This is a genomic window from Alicyclobacillus sp. CIJ1, from assembly GCF_057538885.1.
In genome coordinates this window covers 107710-129116 of the sequence record NZ_BAAJPH010000068.1, presented here as the reverse complement: position 1 = coordinate 129116, position 21407 = coordinate 107710, and the positions used below count along the sequence as shown (strand labels likewise).

The following is a 21407-nucleotide window of genomic DNA, read 5'->3' as shown; positions in this document are numbered from 1 at the left end:
TAGCTCGGCCCGCTCGCGTTGCGAACAAAGCGGCCCCGTCAAGCGCTCGGCGAGAAGGTGTACGTGTTGTGCATCGTGTTGACGATGCCGACGCCGTTCGAGAAGACAATGCCCACGGGCTTCACACTCGACGGAAAGCGGAGCCGCTCTCCCGTGAGCACGTTTTCTCCCCCGTACCCGTCCGAATTGATGGCGTGCCACCACACCTCGTGCCCGCCCACCGCCACGTAGGACGGCGTAGAGGAGATGTGCAGCGTCTGGCCGGTCGCCGACACGTAGGCCATGACGCCCGCCGCGTTGGACGACCACGCGTAAATGCCGTTTGCCGCGCACAGGGTGGTGGGATTCTCGTTCTCCCCGTGCGCCACGGTGACCGCGCGGTGGTGGGCGAGATCGTCGAGCTCAAGCGTGAACGGGATTTTCATCGGGACGCGCAAGACGTCCTGCGCGCGTTCTTCGATCACGGCGACGGTCGAGCCATCGACGGCGAAGTCCGTCGCGACCTCCCCTAGGCCCTGCGCCGCGCTTATCAGGACGACGCGATCCGCTCCCGTTTCGAGATTTCGGTCGTGGAGCTCGGTTTCGACGGTCTCGGACTTGACCGAACTCTGCACGGTCTCTGTGAGATACCAAAGGTGATTGCTGACCAGTTGCATTTTCAAGAGCACGCCGTTCGCGGGCGACGCGCGCCACACTTCAGACGCCCGTTGGGTCTTCACATGATACGCGTCCACGCGCGTCAAGCCGTCCGACATGTCCATCGTGACGTACTGCCAGACAATCCAATCGCCGCTCGCCTGCTCGTCGTACGTCTCGCGATAGCGTTCGGCGCTTGGCTGAGGCAAATACGCGTGCAGATGGCTCGCCCAGATGCGCCCGTACGCATACGATCCCGGCTTGGGACCGCCCGGCACCTGCACGCCTGGCGTCGGACAGAGGAAGCCTGCCGTCGGGCTGTAGGCGTCGGCTGGGAAAGGAAACGCAACGGGTGCGGCCGACAGGCGCACGGTATGAACCGCTGAGGACGGCTGCACCGCCCGAATGTCCGCCGCAAACTTCCCCAGGCAGCTCCCCGCAGCGAGGAAAAGGACGGTCACAGAGACCAGCGCAGACTTGGTCATGAACGACATAAGGCCCCCCAAGCGCACTTGCGCCGAAGAGATTTCACCCATTCCCCGCCGTGCGAATCTGAAAATCTATCTGATTTTTTCGCTTCGATCACAGAATACCTGAATTGGTATGAGGCATCAAGATTGTGGTGCTCCCGGCTTTGGAGATGGAAAAGCGGCCCCGACGGCCTCCATAGGCCTCAGCGCCGCTCTCCAGGAGAATCAAGCGGGTGCACGGGTTCGTCGTGTTGGCGCATCACGTGATCCCAATACAGCAGTCCACCGCCGACGAGCATGAGCATGACCGAAAGGATGATCATCCACATGATGGTTTCGGAATCAAGGCCTTGAAACCATGACGCAAATTCAGGGCCCACGGCGCTCCACCCCGCTTTCCGCGGCTAGTGTGCGCCGAACGCCTTACGGTTATACGGCGCCGCGCCCCCAGGCGAGATGGAGCTTGTACACGTATTCGCACAAAAACTCGACGGCTTCCAGGTGCCGGCGCGCATCGTCCGGTGTGTCCCCCCACGCGTACACGCCGTGCGCGCGCACTAAGACGGCGGGAACGTCGGCCTGCGCTGCCTCGGCCACCGCTGAGCCAAGCCGATGAAGGTCCGCCCAGTTGGGCACAATCGGGATGCGGACGGCGGCACCTTCCTCCCAGTGGCCGAGCGCCTTGACGAGCTCGTGGCCGCGGATTTCCACGAAACCTTGCTCTGCATACAGCTCGCTCACCAGGTTGTTGTAGACCGTGTGGACGTGGAGAATGCTGCCGCACTCGAACTTCTGGTACAGCGCCACGTGCACCGTGGTCTCCGCAGAAGGCTTGTACGGCGTATCGCCTTGCGCGCGCATGTCCGCGTCAAGCAGCAGCACGTCCTCGGGCCGGAGGCGGGACTTGTCCGCGCCGCTTCGCGTGATGGCAAACGTGAGCGGCTGATCCGACACCCGCACCGAGAGATTGCCGCTCGTCGCGGGCAACCAGCCACGGCTCGCCGCGAACTGGGCAAGCTCCATCACGCTCGTCTGCGCCTCATGAAAGGTGGGCATACAGTTCGCTCCCCTTGTCCAGAATCGCCGCTGTGATGTCGTCAAACGTCTCAAACGGAAGGTGGGGCAGGCCCAACTCCCGCGCCAGGCGCAGGAGATCACTTCTCGCAAAGACGAAATCGGCCATCTTCGCAGCTTTGACATCCGTGACCCCATCGCCGATGGCGATGACGCGATCGCCCGGCTGCGCGATTTCGCGGATGACGCGCGGCTTGCACAGGCCGCAGCCGCCGTCGCACGCCTCGTCGCAGGGCTTTGACCACATCACGCGCAGGTGAGCGCCGCTTGCGTCGATGCGGTTGCAATAGATATCCACAGACGCTGTGGATAAGTTGTGGATAACCGGCTCCACGAAAAAGTCGAATCCGCCGCTGACGATCGCGACTTTCCACCCGAGTTGTTCACAGGTGTGGATGAATTGTGGAAAACCCCGGCGCACGGCGGTCGCCGCCTGGGCGTACGCCACCACGGCGCCATACTGGTTGGACGGGATCAGGGCGAACATCGCCTCGACGCCGTCTTTGACGGATCGCTCGCCGGCGCGCACGGCCTGGATGATGGGCTCGCTTGCCTCGGGCGCAAAGTGGCGCATGATGCTCACAATCATGTCCCGCTCGGAGATGGTGCCGTCAAAGTCGCAGATCACGCGCACCGTCACGAGGGCATCCCCCACTTCTCCAGCGCCTGGCGCAGGGCCGGGCGATCCTTTGCGGCCTCCTCAAGCGGCACGCCGTGTTCGACGGCCCAGATGGCGTCGAAGAACGCGCGACCGCCCATGCGCGCGCCGCCCGGGTGGCCGTGAATGCCGCCGCCGGCGTTCAGGACGAGATCGACGCCGAAGTCCTGATACAGCCGCGGCACGAGACCGGGGTAGATGCCGGCGGACGGCGCGGGAAGGACGGGTTTGTGCGCCCCTTCCGCCCGCAGGTGCTGAAGCAGCCGGTCCGTGGCCTCGCGGCCGAGCGTCACGCTGCCGTACATGGACGGGAAGATGCCGATATCCGCGCCCGCGAGCCGCATGAGCTGCCCGAGCACGATGTCCGCCGCGATGCCGTAGTTGGGCGATCCGTACAGCGCCCCCGACACGGCCGGGTGCGCGAGGATGGGCACGTGGACCTCGGGGTCTCGGGCGAGATCGGCCACCACGTCGTAGCCGTACGCCACCACGTTGACGAGCAGCGCACCGGCGCCGAGCTCCGCGAGCCGGCGGGCCCTCTCACGCAGGCTGTGCACCGGCCCGGTCAGGTTGACGGCGTAGGCGGTCTTTCGCCCCGTCCGTTGGGCGATCTCGTCCGCCTTCGCCGCGTAGGCGCGGACGCGATCCTCCGGCGTGGCGTACGCCTCCGTGAAGAAGATCTCGTCGTCCTTGACGAGATCGACGCCGCCCTCGGCCTGTTCGCCGAACGCCTCCACGAGTTCGTCCAGCGTGAGCCCCGCGCACGCCTTGAAGATGCTCATGACGAGCGGGCGATGGTACGCGCCGAGGCGCTGCCTGACGCCCTCGACGCCAAACTTCGGCCCAGGGAACTGGCGCACGAGCGAGTCCGGCATCTGGAGCCGCTCGAGCCGGATCTCGCCGTCCATCGACAGCTTGCCAAACACCGTCACGAGGAGCGACGCAAAGGTGCCGTTCAGGTTCGCCACGGGATACGCGATGTCGATCTCGGCGACGACGTCTCCCTCCAGCCGCTCCTCGAGCACGCGAATGCCCTCCACGCGGCCGCAGTGCTTCGCCACTTCCGACTTGCGCGCGGCGGGAAGATCCGTCCAGGTCCCGATGGTCAGGCCGACGGCAATGCCCTCGGCTCTGGCCTCAAGCTTGTCCTTGCGATCCCGCAGGCGATAGGTGGCGACCACCGCATCGCGAGGGGAAGAATCCTGGTTCACCATCTCAAAGGCCACCTCGTTTCCTGTCAGCGTGGAACTCGGGCCGAGTCATCCACATCCCTGTGGGTAATCCAACCGCCATTATACACAAGCGGGATTGCACGCCACACGCGGTTTTCCACAGTGGCCTGTGGATATTGGGGATGAAATTGTGGATAAGCATGTGGACAGGAGGCCAGCGGCGATGAGAGGTAGGGTGCGGCAGCGGTTTGTCACAACGTGCGCGGCGGGATCGTCTCATGATCAGCAGTTCATTCGCTGCACAAGGGGGCGTGCCATGTGAGACACAGGGCAGAAGAAAGAAGGGGCGAGCGGCCGCGCTGGGCGCCCCGACTCGGGCTTGGCGCCGCGGTGGTCGTGTCGCTGGGATTGGCGGGGTGTGGCGCCGAGCGCCCGGCCCATGGAGTCGGTTTGCCAGAAGCGGGAACGGCTCAACCCGCCGCCAATGTGGCCAGGAGCGCGACCAATGCAGAGCCGCAGGGAGCGGGGACTGCCGCGGGCTCTGCGGACGTCGCACAGCCGGAGCGGGCCGACGCGGGCCGCACCCCGAATCCGGGCGAGATGGTGCGCAGCGTGATGCAGGCAGCACTGCGCGGCTCACTTCCCGGCGTGCCGTTTGCGGACGGGGAGAACATCGATCAGGTGATGAAGGCATGGGGATCGCCGTCCTCACAGGCGTATGCGGGCGCCGGCGTCTACTTCACGTACCGCGCGAAGGACGTGGCGTTTGGCCTCAACAAAGGGGAACAGATTTTCGACGTGCGATCCTACGCGCAGGCGCTGCGCACGCTCACGTACCATGAAATCGCCGGCGTCCTCGGCACGCCCGGCAGCGTCCGCTATACGCAGGACTCCTACATCTACCTCTATCCAGCGGGGCCTGACTACCAGCTTTTATGGGTGTTCCCGAGGCTACCGAATGGCAGCCGTGGGCCCACGGTCGATCACGTCTCGGTCTTTTGGCCCCAGGGCACGGTGGACCTGATGGCGGCGACTCAGCCGGCTCCTGGCGTCGTGATCGACCGCCCGCCGAGTGAGCGCGAACACACCGTGAGCTTTCATCTTGCGAATGCGCCGAAGGGATACCGGTTGGAAGAAATCGAGTGGATCCCGAAGCAGGGCGACGCCGTGTTTGACACGTGGACGCAGGCCGTCGCTCGCGACGAAGCGCACGCCACGGCACCCGGGTTTCTCGCGTATCCGAATCAGGCGTCCATGACCTTCGTGTATGCGCCGTGGATGAAGGGCGAGGTGGGCCAAATCCGGGTCATCTACCAAGCCACGTCAGGCGCCGCGATGTTGGGCACAAGCGCCTGGCTCAGCCTGAGCTGAGATGACGCCCTGCTGCCGAGTCGCCTGCCTGTGGACAAATGCCGGGCGGAATTCTACGATATACGCAAGCGGCGGATGTCCGCGGACATGGAGAAGCATACAAGGAGGTCGGCGTGGTGGCATACGTACGGATTCGCAACACGGGCGAAGAGATCCACGGCGAGGACCAGGTGCGCGAATTTCTGAACCGCAATGAGGTCTATTACGATCACTGGGATGTGGATCGGAGGCTCCCGGACGCGCTCAAGGGCAAGTTCGATCTCTCGGATGCGGAGAAGGATGAGATTCTTCAGGCGCTGCAGGAGGAGATCCAGGACCTCTCCCGCAAGCGCGGCTACGTGAAGTGGGACGTCATTTCGCTGTCGGAGTCGACGCCGAATCTGGACGAACTCTTGAAGAAGTTCGAGCAGGTGCACACGCACACCGAGGACGAGGTCCGCGCCATCGTGTCGGGGAGCGGTATCTTCATCATCAAGGGCAAGGATGGGGGCTATTTCGACGTGGTGCTTAGCGCCGGTGACGTCATCTCGGTGCCGGAGGGCAACCCGCACTTCTTCACGCTCACAGACGAGCGCAAAGTGGTGGCTGTCCGCCTGTTCATCGATCCGGCGGGATGGGTCGCGCACCCGTACGAAGATCCCGCATTTCAACAGGCGTGATCGCGCGCATGCATGGGCGGCCGGCATGGCCGCCTTCTTTCATGTCCACGCAGCCGTGACGGACCTCGGTCCGCAACCCGGTCGTCCGCGCGGCGGGCGGCGGCCCGGCCAAGCCGCCGCCCCGACGGCTCCGCCTTTCAGCAGGACGCCGTCGCAACCGGCGCAGCCGGGACAAACAGGAAGAACAGCACGAAGATGATCAGGAACACGACCGCCCAACGGGTGTACCCACCAAACACACCGTACATGAACATCCTCCTCCTTCTCGCGAGCGTTCGCTATACGGTATGTGGCGGAGCGCCCGTCAGCCTAGACGTTCGCCCGGTTTTGGCAAGATGGGCGCGCGTCACGCCCGCGCTTCACCGCGGTTCGATGCCGCGCCAGAGCAGATCCACGATGTCTGCCGCAATCTCGTCGATGGCGGCTTGTCCCCCGCCGCGGCGCCGCAATTCCGCCTGTCCTATGCCGAGCAGCGCAAGGTACGATCTCGCCACGAATACGGCGTCCACCGGCCGCAAGCGCCGCTCTGCCATCTCCGCGTGCAATGCTTGGGCGATGACTTCCACCAGTTGCTCTTCCGCCCGGTGCATCTCGTCCAGTTGATCCTGGCGAAGCGCGCGTTGACTGCCTCGAAGGATGTGGTTCATGTCGAGCGTCGCTGGAATGGCAAGGCGGGTCCGCGTGAGCTTCTGCAGCCGCTCGCGCAGGGGTCCGTCCTCGCGCAGAACGGCCTGCGTGCGCTCGCGGGAAGCGCGCATGACCTCCATCATCGCGCGCTGAAACAGCTCCGTCTTGGAACCATAGTAGTAATACACGACAGCCTTCGTGACGCCAGCTCGTTCGGCGACGTCGTCCATCGAAACCGCCGCGAATCCCTGATCCATGAAGCACTCAGCAGCCGCGCGGAGAATTTTTTCAGCCGTCGGCTCGTCCATCTCCACCTGGGGCGGGCGCCCAGGTCGCCGGCTCCTCGCGTTCCGCATGGTCTCACCTTCTCATCGACATCGCCTTCGATGGTATCGGATTTTGCACGTCGAGCAAAGCGCATTTACAAATTAACTATCCAGTATATATAATTATGACATCGCTGAAAGGAGGTCGACGATGTTGCATCGATTCGAACCGAAAGTCCGAACGTGGAGCCGGACCTGACGCGCGGCGGCTATCCTCCCATGGCTCCTCGCCGCGACCTTGCTCGCCGCGGTCTTCCCCGCGGCGTCCAAAGAGGAGATCAACCGCTCCACGCTTCTGCCCGCCTCGGCTCCCAGCCAGGTGGCAGCCGTCCGAGTGCGGGATGCGTTCCCCGCATCGTCCGGCACGCCCGCCATCCTCGTCTTCTACAATTCGACCGGCATCTCCTCCGCGAATTGGGCTGCCATTCTCCGGACTGTCCGCGAACTTCGCACGCATCCCGTGACGGCTCAAACGCAGATGCCCCCGCTCGATGCGCTCCCGCCCGAAGCTGCCTCATACAAGGCAAAAGGACCGCTCATTTGAGCGGTCCTTGTTGGCGGAGCCGACGGGATTCGAACCCGCGATCTCCTGCGTGACAGGCAGGCATGTTAGGCCTCTACACCACGGCTCCATCTGGTTGCGGGGGCAGGACTCGAACCTGCGACCTTCGGGTTATGAGCCCGACGAGCTGCCAACTGCTCCACCCCGCGAGGTTGCTTTGCCGTTCGTCTAACGCGGCGAACGCTTTAGACTATAACACAGCATGCCCTTCTCGTCAAGCGCCATTCGGCGCCTCCATTTCGATTTCCAACAGCGGCTCCGGCTCAAACGGGCGATTCTCCGCCTGCCGCTCCGCGAGAAAGCGCCGGATCTGCTGCTTCACGTCCTGTACCGCGTGCCCCTTGTTTTGCCGCAGTGCCCGGCACATAGGGATCTCTGCGCATGTCGCCAGGTACATGCCGTCCGGCATCTGAAACGTCGAGATGTGAAGTTTCACCACACTCACTCCCCATCCCGATTGTACTCCAGCCCGCCCCTCCGCGCCAGTTTGGCTGGCTACGCCAGGTGCACGCGCACAATGTCGTCACCGCGGATGTCGCAGAGCGCCAGCGTGTGATTCACGTCTTCCACGAGCGCCCGCAGGATCTCGCCGCGCTCGTCTTCGGCCAAAGCCGGGTCCACTTCAATCACCTGATTCACGAGTAGATGGATGGAATCCACATTCGCTGGCCGAATGTGAACCGAGCGATCTCGCCGCCGCTGAAGATGGTGCACGCAGATGCGCTGAACCAGACAGACGACGAGCTGTCGCTCGCGCTCGGTGAGCCCTTGTTCCGGGTATCGGATTTGCAACTGCAGTCGGTCGGCCATGCGTCAAGCCCCTTGTCGGCAAGCCAATCTCCATTCTCTATCGATTTTACAAAGATCTGAACCGATTGTCTGCTGGTGATTGTTCCCTCTCGGGATCGCATGGCCGCGAACTGCCATCCACTTTCCGGCCAAGACCCTCAGTGATGGTAAATCGCCGCGCCGATGATGAACAGCACCGTGGCGACCACCCACCCGGTCAACCGGCGAGACCTCGGCGCTGACGGCGACGTCATCACGTGCAGGATGATGACCGCCACAATCATGATGATGGGGTGAAACACGAACGACCAGTTCGGCCTACGCACAATCCACGTGATGATGCCGAGCAACACCTGCAGGTCAAAGAGTCCGATGACGACACCGCGCAGCGCTCGAGGCAGCCCGCGTTGCGTCGCAATTTCCCACGCCGTCGCCAGGATGGCCAGAATGATGAGGATGACGCCGAAGATCATGTGCACGTGTCCCACTTGGGTGACACCTCCTTCCAAGGAAATACCCCGCCCGCATATTTTCGAGCCGCCCTCAAACACTATGCCGTGAACGAACGCCCAAGGAGGGATGCTTCATGAAAGCCGTGGCTGTGGAACCTGGTCTGACGCCGGTCAAAGAGTACCTTCAACGCCAAGGCTGTCAGGTGGTCGACATGTCCTCCCACATGGAGCCGTCGGTCGGCGCCGTCGTGATCACGGGGCTCGACAAGAACCTCATGGGCATGCAGAGCGCCATCCAGCAGGTCCCCGTCATCTCCGCGGACGGCCTTTCGCCTGAAGCCGTGTACGATCGCGTCAAGGATTACCTCCGCTGACTTCGCGCGACGTTGGCCCAAACGTGAGGCAGGGGAAACCGCCTGCCTCACAGGCTTTCGATATCCTGCAACACGAGCCGGGCGGCGCCCAGGACGCCCGCCTGATCCCCGAGTTTCGCCGGAACCAATCTGCACGCGCGCGCAACGCGGGCCAGCGCCTCACGTTGAAATGCCTCGCGGAGCGGCGCCATCAGCTGATCTCCCGCGTTCACGAGCCCGCCCGCGACGACGATGACGTCCGGGTTCAGGATGTTGGCAACAATCGCCAGCCCGACCGCAAGCCAATGAATCATGTCGTCCACCACCGCGCGCGCGGCCGGATGGCCCTCTGCTGCCAGCGCAAAGACGTCTTTCGCGGTGAGCTCTCCGCCGTCCGGGCTCTTGATGCCCGCCGCCACAGCGTGGCGCACGAGCGCGGTGGCCGAGGCGAGGGTCTCCAGGCAGCCGCGGTGGCCGCAGTTGCACAGTTCCCCGTCGTTTTTCACCATGATGTGACCGATTTCACCCGCCATGGTCGATGCACCGCGGTGAATGCGCCCGCCAATGACGATGCCGCCGCCGACACCGGTGCCGAGCGTCACGCAGAGGGCGGTGTGCGCGTTCTGCCCCGCGCCGAGCCACACTTCGCCGAGCGCCGCGACGTTTGCGTCGTTGTCCACGCGGACAGGTTTGTCTAGCGACGCCTGGAGCAGATCCGCTAGGGGGACGTCTCGCCAATGCAGGTTGACCGCTTCCTCCACCCATCCGCGCTCCACGTCCAGGAAGCCCGCCATGCCCACGCCCGCGCCCACGACGGAGTCCCACGCCACGGACGCCTCGTCCGCCATGGCACGAGCCTCTGCGCCGACCGTGCGGGAGAAGGCCTCCGGCCCCCGCTCGGGGGCCGTGGGGATGGACTTGTCCGCCAACACGCGGCCATCGCTTCGCACGATGGCCAATTTCACGTTTGTGCCGCCAATATCGATGCCAAGCGCAAGCTTCTGTTCCATCCGTTGCCCCTTCTCCTCTAGTCCCTTACGCCTTCAGGCGCGATCGCATCTCGTTCTTGTATGCCTCGACGCCCGGCTGATCGAACGGGTTGGTGCCCATGAGGTATCCCCCGACCGCGCAGGCGACTTCAAAGAAGTACACGAGTTCGCCGTAGAGCGACTCCGGATCGCCCTTCGCCCGAATCAGGATGTTGGGGACGCCGGCCTCGCTGTGGGCCACCATCACGGACTCCACGGCCACCTCCTGCAGCCGCGAGAACGAGACGCCGTTGAGATACGCGTTCTTCTCGTCGAGGCCGTCCGGCACCACGAGCTCCGGCTCGTCCGAGAAATGGACGTCGAGCACCGTCTCCACGAGGATCTTGCGCGCGTCTTGGACGTATTGCCCCATAGAGTGAAGATCCGTCGTGTACCGCAGCATCGTGGGAAAAAGGCCCGTGCCGTCCTTGCCCTGGCTCTCGCCGAACAACTGCTGCCACCAGCCGGCGAAATCTGCGGCGCGCGGCTCGTACGTGACAAGCGCTTCCGCCACGAAGCCCTGCTGATACAGCACGTGGCGCGCAAGCGCGTACTTCACCGCCGGGTGATCCGCCACCTTGAGCTTCGAGAGCTCCTCGCGCATGCGCGCCGCGCCCTGCATCACGCGCTTGTAGTCGATCCCGGCCAGCGCCATCGGCAATAGCCCGACCGCGGTGAGCACCGAGTACCGCCCGCCGATGTCATCCGGAATGGGCAGGGTCACGTACTTCCGCTCGTCCGCGAACTGGCGCAGACTGCCCTTCTCGGCGTCCGTGATGGCGCAGATGCGCCGATTGGCCTCCTCGGCGCCGTACCGCTTCTCCAGGTATTCGCGAAACGTGTGGAAGACCGCGGAAGGCTCGAGCGTCGTGCCCGACTTCGACACCACGACCAGCGTGACCTCCCGCTTGTCGAGGTACTGGAGCAGGTGCGCGTGATACGTCGGGCTGAGCTGTTGGCCCGCGAAGATCACCTCGTGCTCGCCCTCGCCCGTGAACGCGGGCTTCGCCATGGACAGGGCCGACTGCGCGCCCAGGTACGACCCGCCAATGCCAATGACCACCGTCGCATTCGACTTTGCGCAAAAGTCCGCCGCAATGGCGTCCACATCGCGGTACAGCGCGCTATGATCCGCCGCCGGCCAGTCGATCCACCCTTTCCCGAAGGCGTCGCGATTCGGGTTATTCAACTCTCCGAGCGCGAACTCCGCCAAAGGCGCAAGCCGCGCCTCGTGTTCCTCCGTGAACCATCTTCTCGCTTTCTCCAGGGATAGTTCGATCACGTCTTCCCCTCCTAGCGTCGCGAATCTCCGAAAGTATCTTACCACAACGCGCGGACAAACCATTCCGCGCCGCCTATTCGTCCCGCTCCGGCACTCGGTTGAGCGCGTGCAGCCGCACGCCCTCCTCCTCGCGATACTCCAGGATGTTGAGGCAGGCGTTCTCCTGGACAATGCGCCGATAGTGGCGCGCGTCGAGCCCCAAAAGGCCGAGGATGAGCAGCCGGTTGAGCGTGTTGTGGGCGACGATGACGAGATCGCCCTCGCGATAGCGCGCCACGACGTCCAAAAAGGCGTCGACGGCCTCCTGTTGGCGCTCGTACAAGTTGTCCCCGCCGGGAATGCGCGCCTCCTCCGGGTGTGCGAGCCACTCGGCGTACAGTTCCGGGTACAGCCGATGCACCTCGGCCCGCGTCAACCCCTCCCAGGCGCCAAACCCGACCTCGCGAAAGCCCTCGTGGGCAACAAGCGGGCAGTCCTCGGCCCCCTCCAGCGACTCGCGGATGGCCGTTGCGGTCTCGAGCGATCGGCGCAGGCCGGAGTGGATGATAGCGGCCGGGCGGACGCCGCGGATGAGCCGCGCGGCGCGGCGGGCCTGCTGCCATCCGAGCGCGGTCAGTCCCACGTCGGAAGTACCGCAGAACCGCTCGCCGTCCGCGTTATACACGGTCTGCCCGTGGCGGAACAAGTAGATCTTCACGTGGCGTTCACCTCTGCTGCGTCCACGCGCTCATAGGTTTCTGCGGGCTGCGAGAGGATCCACGGGCTCGCCTCGCCCACGGACACCATGCGCAGATCATGCATCGCGCGCGTGCAGGCCGTATACAAAAGCTGCCGGTCGAACGCCGTTTGGTACTGTTCCCGCGACGCGTTGGCGACGATGACGCCGTCGAACTCGACGCCCTTCGCCAGATACACCGGCGCCACCACGACGCCTGGCTCGAGGCTCACTGCGCGCTTGTCGAGGCGCCGAAGCTTCACGCCGAGCCGCTCCAGCGCTTTCGCCAGCCGCTCCGCCTCGGCCTGCGTCTTGGTCAGCACCGCCGTCGTCTGATACCCCGCATCCGCAAACTCGCCGAGCCACCGCGCGATCACGCCCGCCTGCTGCGCCTCGCCGGACACCTCCGCCAGCTGCGGCAGCGCGCCGTCGCGATCGAACGGCTGAATCTCCGCGCCCTTTTGCGCCATGCCGCGCGTAAAGAGCACAATCTGCTTCGTCGAGCGATAGCTCTGCCCAAACGCCACCCGGACAAGCCCGGGGAAGAGCCGCGCCATCTCGTCCTCCTCGAGGATACCGGGAAGATGAGGCGACACGAGCTGCTCGGGATCGCCAAGCATGGTGATGCGGCTGTAGGGGAAGAGGCTGCGGATGAGGCGCAACTGAAGCACGGAGTAGTCCTGCACCTCGTCCACCAACACGTGCCGGATGGGCGCGCTCACCGCGCGGCCGAGGATCTGCTCCTTCATATACAGGTACGGCGTCGCGTCCTCGTACCAGAGCGTGCCCTCGTCCATCTCGCGCACGGTCTGGCGGCAGATCTGAGCCCAATCGTCCGGATGAAAGCCCTCGGGCGGTTTCGACGCCGCCTGTTCGAACCAGGCGCGGTACATCCCCGCCGTGTCCACGAAGCGAAGCGTCTCCACGAAGCGGCGCACGGGCCGAAGCATCCGGCGAAGCACCTCGCGTCCGAGCAGCCGGCGCGCCTCCTCCTGCTCGTCCAGTTCCGGGCGCTCGCGCTTGCGCTTGGCTGCCGTGCGCTCCGCGCGCCGGTACGCCTCGTCCGGCAGCCCGTCCACGGCTTTCTGCACCCAGTCGGAAAGCGCCTCGTCGCGCTCGAACTGGCGCAGGCGATGCAAGAGCTCCTCCTTGACGAGATCGACGCGAAGCGGGAGGCGAAGCCTTGGATCCGTCCTGTCGAACGCCGCCTTGACGTCGGTCGCCGTCGCGATGACGCGTCCCTCCACCAGAATGGGGTGGAAGCGCATCTGCGGCGCGAGGCCGGCGACGTAGCGGTCCATCTCGTCCGCAAAGGCCTTCGACGCCTTGTACCGCACGGCCCTCGCCATGCGGCTGTCCTCGCCCGCCTCGAGCAGGCGCTCCATTTGATCGAAGGGATCTTCGACGACGAACTCGTCCTGAAGCCTGGCGCAGAGATAGTCGTAGAATGTCGCCTGTTCGATGTTGTCCTCGCCGAGCTCGGGCAGCACGTTCGAGATGTACGACATAAAAAGCGGATTCGGCGAGAAAAAGAGCATCTGGCGCGCGTCGAGATCGCCCCGGTGCTTGTACAAAAGGTACGCTGCGCGCTGGAGAGCGGCCGACGTCTTGCCGCTGCCGGCCGCGCCGGTGACAAGGAGCGCCGGCGACTCGTCGTCGCGGATCACGACGTTCTGTTGGCGCTGGATGGTCGCGACGATGTTGTGCATCTGCGCGTCCGAGCGGCGCGACAGGGCATACATCAGGAGCTCGTCCCCGATGGTCAGCCCTGCGTCGAACATGGCCAGGATGGTGCCGCCGCGGATGACGAACTGGCGCTTAAGCTTGAGCTCGCCCCGCACTATCCCGGCCGGCGCCTTGAACGACGCCGGCCCCGGCAGCGCGTCGTAGTAGACGCTCGAGATGGGCGCGCGCCAGTCGTGCACGAGGAACGTGTGATCGCGCTCGTCGCGAAACGACGCAATCCCGATGTAGATGGGCTCGGCTTCGCGCTCGCCCTCATATCGAAAGTCGATCCGCGCGAAAAACGGCGACGAAATCTGGCGTTCCAGCGTGCGCTTTGTCTTCGCCGCCTGCTGATAACGCCGCTCCCGTTCACCGAGGACTTCTGCCTGCTGGCGGATGGCGAAGTGGGTTTCGACGAGATCGTCCAAGGTACTCAGGTTGATGGTGACGTCGTCCCAAAAGTGCCGGCGAAATTCGACGATCTCGCCGCGCACGCCGCGCAAGACGCCTTCAAGCTCCGCGAGCTTGGCGCGCATGGCGGCCACGACGCGATCGACGTAAGCTTGTTCCGACTCCCAGTCGGGGTGGCGTGCGGATGGTTGTCCTTCCATGCGATGTTCCTCCTTCGGCGTGGCGCTCTGCGAACGGCGCGACGACCTTCGCGGTCCGCGCGACGCCGTCTCAACAGACGGAGGCGCTCCCGTCAGGAGCGGGGGAGCGCCTCGATGGAGTTCTCCGTATCAGTTTACACCGTTTTGGGCTCCGCGCGCCCAAGGCGGCGGAAGAAACCCGCGAAAATGACCACGCCGATGACGATAAACGCCACTGTGTAGATGGCGAGCTCCGCGAGATCGCGCGCCATCAGGGACGGATCGCCGCCGCCGATGAGATAGCGGAATCCGCTCACGGTGGCGTACATGGGCAGCCAGGGCCCCACCGCCTGGAAGAAGCGGGGCGACAGGCTCACCGGGTAGGTCCCCGACGTCGACGTGAGCTGCAGAATGAGCAGCACCACGCCGAGGAAGCGGCCGGGATTGTCGAGCAGCGCCACCAGCGCGAGCAGGATGGACGCAAAAGTCGTGCTCGCGAGGAGCGAAAACAGCACAAATTCGACTGGATGCGCCGTGTGCACCCCGACGAGGCCGAGCACGACAGCGTCGGCGATGAGCGCCTGCGCCCACGCAATGGCGACGACGAGCAGCCACTTGGAGAAGAACCACGCGACGCCGTTTTTCGGTTCGCCGTAAGGCTGGCGAAATGGAAAGACAACGCTCATCATCAGCACGCCAACGTACAGCCCGAGCGATAGAAAATACGGGGCCAAGCCGTTCCCGTACGTCTGAATGTCGCCGAGCTCCACCTGGTGCAGGGAAACCGGGTGCGCCACGGCGGTCATCACCGCGCTGCCGTCGAGCGCCTGCAGCTTGGACACGCCGCTTGTGAGATTCGAGGCGAGATCGGCGGCACCGCTCGCAAGCTTGCCCACGCCCGCCTGATAGGCGCCGAGGCCGTTTGCAAGCTTTTCGGCGCCGCCTGCGAGCGAGGCCGCGCCTCCGGCGAGGGCGTGGTTTCCCTCCGCGAGCTTGGCGGCACCGGCCTGAAGCTGCGCCAACCCGCCGCGTAGAGAGGACGATGCCTGTTGCGCCGCACCGCTGCCCGCCGCAAGGCCCTTCGCGCCTTGCGCGATTTGGCTGGCGCCTGTGGCGAGTTGGCCGGACGCCGCCGCCAACCGTGCGCCTCCTTGCGCCACGCCGCTTGCGCCCTGCGCCAACCGCTGAAGCCCCTGTTGCAGCGGGGCCGCGCCGGCTTCCGCCTGCGTCAGCCCAGACGCAAGCGACGATGCGCCAGACGCCACCTGCGAAGCCCCCTGCGAAAGACCTGCCGCGCCCGCGGCGAGCTCTTCGTTGGCGGATGCGGTCTGCGAGGCGCCCTGCGCCACCTCTGCGCTCGTCGCGAGGAGCGACTGAAACGCAGGTGTCTCGGCGAGCGCAGGATTGGCCTTCGCCAACTGCTGAAGCCCTTCCGCCAACTGTTTTGCGCCGGACGCCACTTGCTGCGATCCCGCCGCGGTCTGATTTGCGGCCTGTGCGAACTGGGACGCGTTTTGCGCGAGCGCCTCGGCGCCAGACGCGAGATGCGACGCGCCGGTATCCAACTGGCTCAAGCTGGTCGTCAGCTTGCCCGCGCCCACAGCCAGCTGGGACGCCCCCTGCCCGACCCCTTGAGCCGCCTCGCCCAGCTTGCCCCCTGCCTCGCCGAAGGCCCGCGCTTGGTTGGCCCAAGATGAAGCGCCCTGCGCGAGCGCCTCGGCGCCTTGGTTCAGCCGCGAAAGGCCCGCGTTCAAGTGGTCCGCACCGGACACGGCCTGCGACGCACCTTGCGCCAGCGCCCCCGCGCCCTGAGACGCCTGATCAAGTCCACCTTCCAGGCGATTCGCGCCCGCAGCCAACTGGGACGCTCCTCTCACGAGCAACTCGCCTTTCGCCTCAAGCTCTTGCCCGCCGGAGGCGAGCGCTTCCGCGGCCTTCGCCGCCTTGTGAAGCCCCGTGCCCGAGCTTTCCAGCGCATCGACGAGCGATGCCGTGTAGGACTTCGCAAGCCCCAGCGCCGTCTCCGACGCGAGCTTCACCGCCGCGTTCCGCCCGATCACGCCCGCGATGTAGTTGTAGCGATCATTCGTGACGCTCGTGATCTCCGGCGCAGGCGCGCCTGTATGCTCGGCGCGATTCACGGCGCGCTTGGAAAAGTCGCGCGGGATGACGATTTCCATCGCGTACGCCCCGTCCGCCATCCCGGCCGAGGCCTCGGCCGGCGTCACGAAGTGCCAGCCGAGGCTGTGATCGCTTTTCAGCTTCTCGACGAGGTCTCGCCCCGCGTTCAACCGCTCGCCGTGAAACGAGGCGCCCGCATCCTCGTTGATCACGGCCACCGGCAGGCGGTCGAGATGGCCGTAGGGATTCCAGAACGACCAGAGAAACGCGCCCGCGTACAACACCGGGATGAGGGCGATCCCGGCGGCTTGCACCATCATCTTGGGTGTTCTCAGCCTCGCGAATTCCTGAAAGACATGGCCCCGCGCTGTGACTTCGGAAGCAGTGGCCATCCGCCTCACCTCTCCTGCGCAGTCTGCGCGTTCCCGGGCTCGCCCTCGCCGGGCCTCAGGCGCAGGCCATCGACAAACAGGCCCGCGAAAAGCTCGTACAGCTCCTCGTCCGAGAGCGCACCTTCCGCAGACGGAAAGTCGCGCAACACCGCCGTGTACGCGCGCAACAGGACGAACGCCACGAGGTCCAGCCGGCACGGCCGCACCACGCCGAGATCCACGCCACGCTTCAGGTGGCGCGCGAGATAATCCAGGATGGCGGTCTCAAGCTCCCGGAGCCCCGCGCGCGCCTCCGCTGTCCCAAACTGCCGGACCTCCTGGACGAGCTTCGAGAGCATGGCGTGATCGGCGCGAAACCGCATGAGCGCGCGCAGGCCGCGCTCGAGATTGCGAAAGTAATCGTCGCCTTCCACCTGGGCCGACTCGAACGCGTCTCGCACCTGCGCGATGACCCCGCGCAGCATGTGTTGAAACAGCGCTTCCTTGCTCGGGAAGTGGAGATAAATGGCCCCCTTGCTCACACCCGCGAGCCGGGCAATCTGATCCATGGTCGTGCCCTTGTAGCCAAATTCGGAGAACGCGCGCTTGGCCGCCTCCTCGATGCGATCCCGCATGGTCATCCCTCGCTTTCTGCGCGCTGTGGCGCTCTGACCAAAATTCTAATTTGGTCATTTGGTCATTGCAAGCGCGACGCATTCCCTGAGCCGACAGGATTTCCTCGACACAAGCGCGAACAGTTTAGCGTAGGACACCGCGGCGACACCGCGGAAATCGGTCGGCGATGGGGGAAGGCCCATGGACGCGATATTGGTGACAGGATTCGAGCCGTTTCAGGGCGAGGCGCTCAACCCTTCGTGGGAGGTGGCGAGATCGCTCGCTGGAGAGACCGTGGGCGTCCACTATCGAATTGTCGCGCGGCGCCTGCCCACGGTGTACGGTCGGGCCGGCGAGGAGCTCGTGAGTGCCATCCGAGAGGTCAAGCCGCGCGCTGTCGTCTGCCTGGGCGAAGCGGGCGGCCGCACGCACGTGACCCCGGAGCGCATCGCCATCAATATCATGGACGCGCGCATCCCGGACAATGCGGGCCAGAAGCCCATCGACGAACCCATCGCGCCGGACGGGCCCGCCGCCTACTTCTCGACGCTTCCGATTCGCGCCATGGTGGAGGCCATGTGCGGCGCCGGCGTTCCCGCGCACATCTCCAACACGGCGGGGACGTTCGTGTGCAACGACACGTTCTACCGCCTGATGCACTTCATCGCCGAGGAGTCGCCAGGTATCATCGGGGGCTTCATCCACGTGCCCTACATGACCGAGCAGGCGCTTCACAAGCAGGCGCCGTCCCTGCCGCTTGCGACGCTTGTCACGGGCATCCGCACGGCGCTCGCCGTCGTCGCCTCGGCGCTCGGGCCGGCGGGCTTGCCAAAGTGCTAGCGGGACGCAGGCTGGGGACAGAAGTCGCCTCCAAGTCCCCACCCGCGCCCCTGCGCATCACCACGCGGCAATCGCCCCATCCGCCCGAGGCTCGGTCGCCCCTGCCAAGGCCCCGTTTGGCAGGCGCCAGATGACCTGCCCGCGGCCAAAAGGCGTGCCGTCGTCTGTCACCTCGACCTCGTGGCCGCGCGCCCGCAGCTTAGCGATCACGTCCTCACCCAAGGCCGCCTCCGCCAGCACGCGCTTCCCCTGCAGCCACTGCCAGCGCGGCGCGTCGAGCGCCGACTGTGGGTTGCGGGCGAGATCGAGCATCTGCACGAGCACCTGGACGTGGCCCTGCGGCTGCATGAAGCCGCCCATGACGCCAAACGGCCCGACGGGCTCGCCCCCGCGCGTGAGGAAGCCGGGGATGATGGTGTGGTACGGGCGCTTGCGGGGGCCGAGGGCGTTCGGGTGCGACGGGTCCATGGAAAAATTGTGCCCGCGGTTCTGCAACGAAACGCCGGTCCCCGGGACGACGATGCCGCTGCCAAAGCCCATGTAGTTGCTCTGGATGTACGACACCATGTTGCCCTCGCCGTCCGCGGCGCAGAGATACACGGTGCCCCCGTAGTACGGACGTTCCACGGCCGGCAATCGAGCCTCCGCTCCAATCTTCGCGCGAAGCGCCTCCAAGTGGTCCTTTGACACGAGCGACGCGGGCGCCACGCGCATAAAGCGGGGGTCTGCCACCTCGCGCAGCGCCACCTCAAACGAAAGCTTGATGGCCTCGAGCATCGCGTGTGCGCGATCCGCCTCGTCCATGCTGGCGAGATCCAGGCCGTCGAGCGCGCCGAGCGCCATCAGCGCCACGATGCCCTGGCCGTTCGGCGGCAACTCCCACACCTCGAAATCCCGATAGCGCACGGAGAGCGGATCGACCCACTCGGGCTTGTAGGCGGCGAGATCGGCCTTGGACAAAAGCCCTCCCGTCTCGCGGGCAAACGCGTCGATGATATCTGCGATCTCGCCCTCGTACAACGCGCGCCCGCCGGACGATGCAATCGCTTCCAACGTGCGCGCGCCGTCCGGGTTGCGGAAAAGGTCGCCGGGGCCGGGGACTTCGCCGCCTGGGGCGAAGAGGCGGAAGAACGGCTCGTGCTCCGGACCGGTCAGCCGGCCTCGATGCGCCTCCATCGCGCGGCGCCAATTGCGCGCGGTCACCGGCTGCACCGGAAAGCCTTCGCGGGCGAGCGCCGCGGCGGGCGCGAGCACGTCCTTGAGCGGCAGCCGGCCGAATCGCTCGACGAGGGCCGCCCACGCCGCCGGCGCGCCGGGCACGGTCACGGGCAGCCAGCCGTGCGTCGGTAGCTCGCGCAGTCCGCGGCGCTCAAGCTCCTCCCGCGTCAGCCGCTCGGGCGAGTGGCCGCTGGCGTTGAGGCCGTACAACTTGCCGTCTTTCCAAACGATGGCGAACGCGTCGCTGCCGATGCCGTTGGAGGTCGGCTCCACGATGGCGAGAGCAGCCGCAGCCGCCACCACCGCGTCGATGGCGTTGCCGCCGCGCCGCAGGACCTCGAGCCCCGCCTCAGAGGCGAGCGGCTGCGTCGTCGCCACCATCCCTCGCCTGGCGAACACGACCGTGCGCCGCGAAGCAAACTCGTACGTCGTCGCATCCCAATGAGGCTTTGCCATCCCTCGTCCCCCTCCCCGCCGCAAGCGGCCTTACGCCTCGCTCGCCCAGCGCCCGCTGCGGAAGATGGGCACCGTGCGGCCGTCCTGAAGCACCGCGTCGATGTCGAGATGAGGCGAGCCAATCATGAAGTCCACGTGCATGAGGCTGTCGTTCAGGCCGTGCGCCTCCCAGTCCTCATGCGCAAGCTGGTGGCCGCCCTCGATGAGGGGATACGCGCGGCCGATGGCCAGGTGGCAGCTGGCGTTTTCGTCGAACAACGTGTTGTAGAAGATGCGATTCATCTGCGCGATGGGCGAGTCCACCGGCACGAGCGCCACCTCGCCGAGGTAGTGGCTGCCCTCGTCCGCCTCGATGATAGCCTTGAGCGCCTCCTCGCCCTTCTCCGCGCTGTACTCGACAATGCGCCCGTTTTCGAAGCGCAGGCGAATGCCTTCGATGAGCGATCCGCCGTGATTGAGCGGCATGGTGCTCGCAACCGTGCCGTTCACGCCGGTCTTCTTGGGCGCCGTGAACACCTCTTCCGTCGGGATGTTGGCGACGAAGCGAAATCCCTTGACGTCGGGATGGCCGGCCGCCTCAAAGTAGTGGCCCTCCGCGAGCTCGATGGTCAGATCCGTGCCGGGCGCCCGATAATGCAGCGCGTGAATCTTGAGGCCGTTCAGCCAGGCCGCTCGGCGCTTCAGGTTGGCGATGTGCTGCTCCCAGTCCGCGATGGGATCTTCGCCCGTCGCCCGCGACGCCTGCAGGATATCCCGCCAGAGGGCTTCGAATCGCTCCTCGCGCGGCAACTCCGGGTGCACTGCGTCGGCCCAGGCCTGCGTCGGCGCCGAGGCGAGCGTCCAGCGATACTTGTCGCTTGTGCGCTCATTGTCGAACGGCCGGAACGCCTCTCGCACCGCCCGCTCCGCCTGCTCGACGCGATCGCGCGGGATGCCCGTGAAGAGCGCCGGATCGCTCGCCGGCATGGCGATGTACGCCGCGCCCATCTCCGCGAGGCGCTCCACCCATTCGACTTGCCACTGGGCGCGCTGACGCAGAATGGCGAGATCCGCGCGCTTGACCGTCTCGCGCAGCCACCACTCGTCGCCCCAGTCGATGTGCACGTAGCTCGCGCCCGCGTCGTAGGCGGCCTGCGCGAGCAGCCTTGCAAACGGCACCTGGTCCGGATACACCTGGCGCGATCCGAAGCCAATGACGAGCGGTTGGCCCGGCTGCAGATTCACCCCCACCCGCACGATGAGTTCTGCATATTTGCGCAATGGTTCGATCACGTCGTTCGCTCCCCTTGTCAGCCAT

At 65.5% G+C, this 21407-nt stretch carries 22 protein-coding genes and 2 tRNA genes; 5 read left to right on the top strand and 19 right to left on the bottom strand.

The window, feature by feature from the left end:
• Window positions 1-38: 38 nt before the first annotated feature.
• From AC27E8_RS06180 to AC27E8_RS06160, 5 genes are all read right to left on the bottom strand, one after another.
• Window positions 39-1130, bottom strand: coding sequence for a hypothetical protein (locus tag AC27E8_RS06180; protein WP_487097274.1), 1092 nt, complete (start codon window positions 1128-1130; stop codon window positions 39-41).
• A gap of 179 nt (window positions 1131-1309) precedes the next feature.
• Entirely contained in the window at window positions 1310-1486 is a 177-nt protein-coding gene (locus tag AC27E8_RS06175) for a hypothetical protein (RefSeq protein ID WP_197459978.1), read from the bottom strand.
• A 49-nt stretch (window positions 1487-1535) separates the two neighbouring features.
• Window positions 1536-2162 carry a methylthioribulose 1-phosphate dehydratase gene (gene mtnB / locus AC27E8_RS06170; protein ID WP_487097276.1) on the bottom strand — a complete coding sequence of 209 codons (627 nt, stop codon included), beginning with the start codon at window positions 2160-2162 and terminating at the stop codon, window positions 1536-1538.
• Window positions 2146-2820: an MtnX-like HAD-IB family phosphatase gene (locus AC27E8_RS06165; protein WP_487097277.1), complete on the bottom strand. Its 675-nt coding sequence runs from the start codon at window positions 2818-2820 to the stop codon at window positions 2146-2148. Before AC27E8_RS06165 ends, mtnB begins: the two co-directional genes overlap by 17 nt.
• Window positions 2817-4052, bottom strand: coding sequence for a 2,3-diketo-5-methylthiopentyl-1-phosphate enolase (locus tag AC27E8_RS06160; RefSeq protein ID WP_487097278.1), 1236 nt, complete (start codon window positions 4050-4052; stop codon window positions 2817-2819). Before AC27E8_RS06160 ends, AC27E8_RS06165 begins: the two co-directional genes overlap by 4 nt.
• Window positions 4053-4328: 276 nt before the next feature.
• Here AC27E8_RS06160 and AC27E8_RS06155 point away from each other — a divergent pair, with 276 nt between their 5' ends.
• Both AC27E8_RS06155 and AC27E8_RS06150 read left to right on the top strand, forming a co-directional pair.
• Complete coding sequence (locus AC27E8_RS06155) at window positions 4329-5381, top strand: YjgB family protein (protein WP_487097280.1); 1053 nt, start codon at window positions 4329-4331, stop codon at window positions 5379-5381.
• Between the two features lie 116 nt (window positions 5382-5497).
• The gene (locus AC27E8_RS06150) at window positions 5498-6040 is read left to right on the top strand and encodes a 1,2-dihydroxy-3-keto-5-methylthiopentene dioxygenase (RefSeq protein WP_041695585.1); all 543 of its coding nucleotides are present in this window, start codon (window positions 5498-5500) and stop codon (window positions 6038-6040) included.
• Between the two features lie 359 nt (window positions 6041-6399).
• Here AC27E8_RS06150 and AC27E8_RS06145 read toward each other — a convergent pair whose 3' ends face one another.
• Window positions 6400-7023, bottom strand: a complete 624-nt coding sequence (locus AC27E8_RS06145; protein WP_487097282.1) for a TetR/AcrR family transcriptional regulator — start codon at window positions 7021-7023, stop codon at window positions 6400-6402.
• A gap of 304 nt (window positions 7024-7327) precedes the next feature.
• Here AC27E8_RS06145 and AC27E8_RS06140 point away from each other — a divergent pair, with 304 nt between their 5' ends.
• Window positions 7328-7537 carry a hypothetical protein gene (locus tag AC27E8_RS06140; protein ID WP_487097284.1) on the top strand — a complete coding sequence of 70 codons (210 nt, stop codon included), beginning with the start codon at window positions 7328-7330 and terminating at the stop codon, window positions 7535-7537.
• Between the two features lie 11 nt (window positions 7538-7548).
• On the opposite strand, the gene AC27E8_RS06135 is transcribed toward AC27E8_RS06140, so the two are convergent.
• From AC27E8_RS06135 to AC27E8_RS06115, 5 genes are all read right to left on the bottom strand, one after another.
• Window positions 7549-7625: transfer RNA gene (locus AC27E8_RS06135), tRNA-Asp, on the bottom strand.
• Window positions 7626-7628: 3 nt separating this feature from the next.
• A tRNA-Met gene (locus AC27E8_RS06130) sits at window positions 7629-7704 on the bottom strand.
• A 65-nt stretch (window positions 7705-7769) separates the two neighbouring features.
• The gene (locus tag AC27E8_RS06125; protein WP_148260080.1) at window positions 7770-7991 is read right to left on the bottom strand and encodes a hypothetical protein; all 222 of its coding nucleotides are present in this window, start codon (window positions 7989-7991) and stop codon (window positions 7770-7772) included.
• Between the two features lie 59 nt (window positions 7992-8050).
• Window positions 8051-8365, bottom strand: coding sequence for a hypothetical protein (locus tag AC27E8_RS06120; RefSeq protein ID WP_487097286.1), 315 nt, complete (start codon window positions 8363-8365; stop codon window positions 8051-8053).
• A 137-nt stretch (window positions 8366-8502) separates the two neighbouring features.
• Window positions 8503-8832: a hypothetical protein gene (locus AC27E8_RS06115; protein WP_487097288.1), complete on the bottom strand. Its 330-nt coding sequence runs from the start codon at window positions 8830-8832 to the stop codon at window positions 8503-8505.
• A gap of 98 nt (window positions 8833-8930) precedes the next feature.
• Between AC27E8_RS06115 and AC27E8_RS06110 the strand changes: the two genes are divergently transcribed.
• Complete coding sequence (locus AC27E8_RS06110; protein ID WP_014463003.1) at window positions 8931-9170, top strand: YkuS family protein; 240 nt, start codon at window positions 8931-8933, stop codon at window positions 9168-9170.
• A 47-nt stretch (window positions 9171-9217) separates the two neighbouring features.
• On the opposite strand, the gene AC27E8_RS06105 is transcribed toward AC27E8_RS06110, so the two are convergent.
• The 6 genes from AC27E8_RS06105 to AC27E8_RS06080 form a co-directional block, all read right to left on the bottom strand.
• A complete protein-coding gene (locus tag AC27E8_RS06105) occupies window positions 9218-10159 on the bottom strand; it encodes an ROK family protein (RefSeq protein ID WP_487097289.1) in 942 nt (313 codons plus the stop codon).
• 25 nt (window positions 10160-10184) lie between these two features.
• Window positions 10185-11459, bottom strand: a complete 1275-nt coding sequence (locus AC27E8_RS06100; RefSeq protein WP_487097291.1) for a glucose-6-phosphate isomerase — start codon at window positions 11457-11459, stop codon at window positions 10185-10187.
• A gap of 73 nt (window positions 11460-11532) precedes the next feature.
• Entirely contained in the window at window positions 11533-12156 is a 624-nt protein-coding gene (locus AC27E8_RS06095; protein WP_487097292.1) for a histidine phosphatase family protein, read from the bottom strand.
• Window positions 12153-14510, bottom strand: a complete 2358-nt coding sequence (gene helD, locus AC27E8_RS06090) for an RNA polymerase recycling motor HelD (protein ID WP_487097294.1) — start codon at window positions 14508-14510, stop codon at window positions 12153-12155. The genes AC27E8_RS06095 and helD overlap by 4 nt, the downstream gene beginning before the upstream one ends.
• Before the next feature lie 134 nt (window positions 14511-14644).
• A complete protein-coding gene (locus AC27E8_RS06085; protein WP_487097296.1) occupies window positions 14645-17002 on the bottom strand; it encodes a YhgE/Pip family protein in 2358 nt (785 codons plus the stop codon).
• Window positions 17003-17007: 5 nt separating this feature from the next.
• Window positions 17008-17616: a TetR/AcrR family transcriptional regulator gene (locus AC27E8_RS06080; protein WP_487097297.1), complete on the bottom strand. Its 609-nt coding sequence runs from the start codon at window positions 17614-17616 to the stop codon at window positions 17008-17010.
• A gap of 181 nt (window positions 17617-17797) precedes the next feature.
• Here AC27E8_RS06080 and pcp point away from each other — a divergent pair, with 181 nt between their 5' ends.
• Entirely contained in the window at window positions 17798-18436 is a 639-nt protein-coding gene (gene pcp, locus AC27E8_RS06075; protein ID WP_487097299.1) for a pyroglutamyl-peptidase I, read from the top strand.
• Between the two features lie 57 nt (window positions 18437-18493).
• Here the strand turns inward: pcp and AC27E8_RS06070 are convergent, their stop codons facing one another.
• Both AC27E8_RS06070 and AC27E8_RS06065 read right to left on the bottom strand, forming a co-directional pair.
• On the bottom strand, window positions 18494-20110 hold the full coding sequence (locus AC27E8_RS06070; RefSeq protein ID WP_487097301.1) for a gamma-glutamyltransferase family protein: 1617 nt from the start codon (window positions 20108-20110) through the stop codon (window positions 18494-18496).
• A 30-nt stretch (window positions 20111-20140) separates the two neighbouring features.
• Window positions 20141-21382 carry an aminopeptidase gene (locus AC27E8_RS06065; protein ID WP_487097303.1) on the bottom strand — a complete coding sequence of 414 codons (1242 nt, stop codon included), beginning with the start codon at window positions 21380-21382 and terminating at the stop codon, window positions 20141-20143.
• Between the last annotated feature and the right edge of the window lie 25 nt (window positions 21383-21407).

Excerpts from the sequence above, each read along its gene's own strand:
- AC27E8_RS06110 (WP_014463003.1), top strand. The coding sequence starts at position 8,931 with ATGAAAGCCGTGGCTGTGGAACCTGGTCTGACGCCGGTCAAAGAGTAC.
- AC27E8_RS06080 (WP_487097297.1), bottom strand. The coding sequence starts at position 17,616 with ATGCGGGATCGCATCGAGGAGGCGGCCAAGCGCGCGTTCTCCGAATTT.
- helD (WP_487097294.1), bottom strand. The coding sequence starts at position 14,510 with ATGGAAGGACAACCATCCGCACGCCACCCCGACTGGGAGTCGGAACAA.
- AC27E8_RS06180 (WP_487097274.1), bottom strand. The coding sequence starts at position 1,130 with ATGTCGTTCATGACCAAGTCTGCGCTGGTCTCTGTGACCGTCCTTTTC.
- AC27E8_RS06120 (WP_487097286.1), bottom strand. The coding sequence starts at position 8,365 with ATGGCCGACCGACTGCAGTTGCAAATCCGATACCCGGAACAAGGGCTC.
- AC27E8_RS06160 (WP_487097278.1), bottom strand. The coding sequence starts at position 4,052 with ATGGTGAACCAGGATTCTTCCCCTCGCGATGCGGTGGTCGCCACCTAT.
- mtnB (WP_487097276.1), bottom strand. The coding sequence starts at position 2,162 with ATGCCCACCTTTCATGAGGCGCAGACGAGCGTGATGGAGCTTGCCCAG.
- AC27E8_RS06070 (WP_487097301.1), bottom strand. The coding sequence starts at position 20,110 with ATGGCAAAGCCTCATTGGGATGCGACGACGTACGAGTTTGCTTCGCGG.
- AC27E8_RS06105 (WP_487097289.1), bottom strand. The coding sequence starts at position 10,159 with ATGGAACAGAAGCTTGCGCTTGGCATCGATATTGGCGGCACAAACGTG.
- AC27E8_RS06145 (WP_487097282.1), bottom strand. The coding sequence starts at position 7,023 with ATGCGGAACGCGAGGAGCCGGCGACCTGGGCGCCCGCCCCAGGTGGAG.
- AC27E8_RS06085 (WP_487097296.1), bottom strand. The coding sequence starts at position 17,002 with ATGGCCACTGCTTCCGAAGTCACAGCGCGGGGCCATGTCTTTCAGGAA.
- pcp (WP_487097299.1), top strand. The coding sequence starts at position 17,798 with ATGGACGCGATATTGGTGACAGGATTCGAGCCGTTTCAGGGCGAGGCG.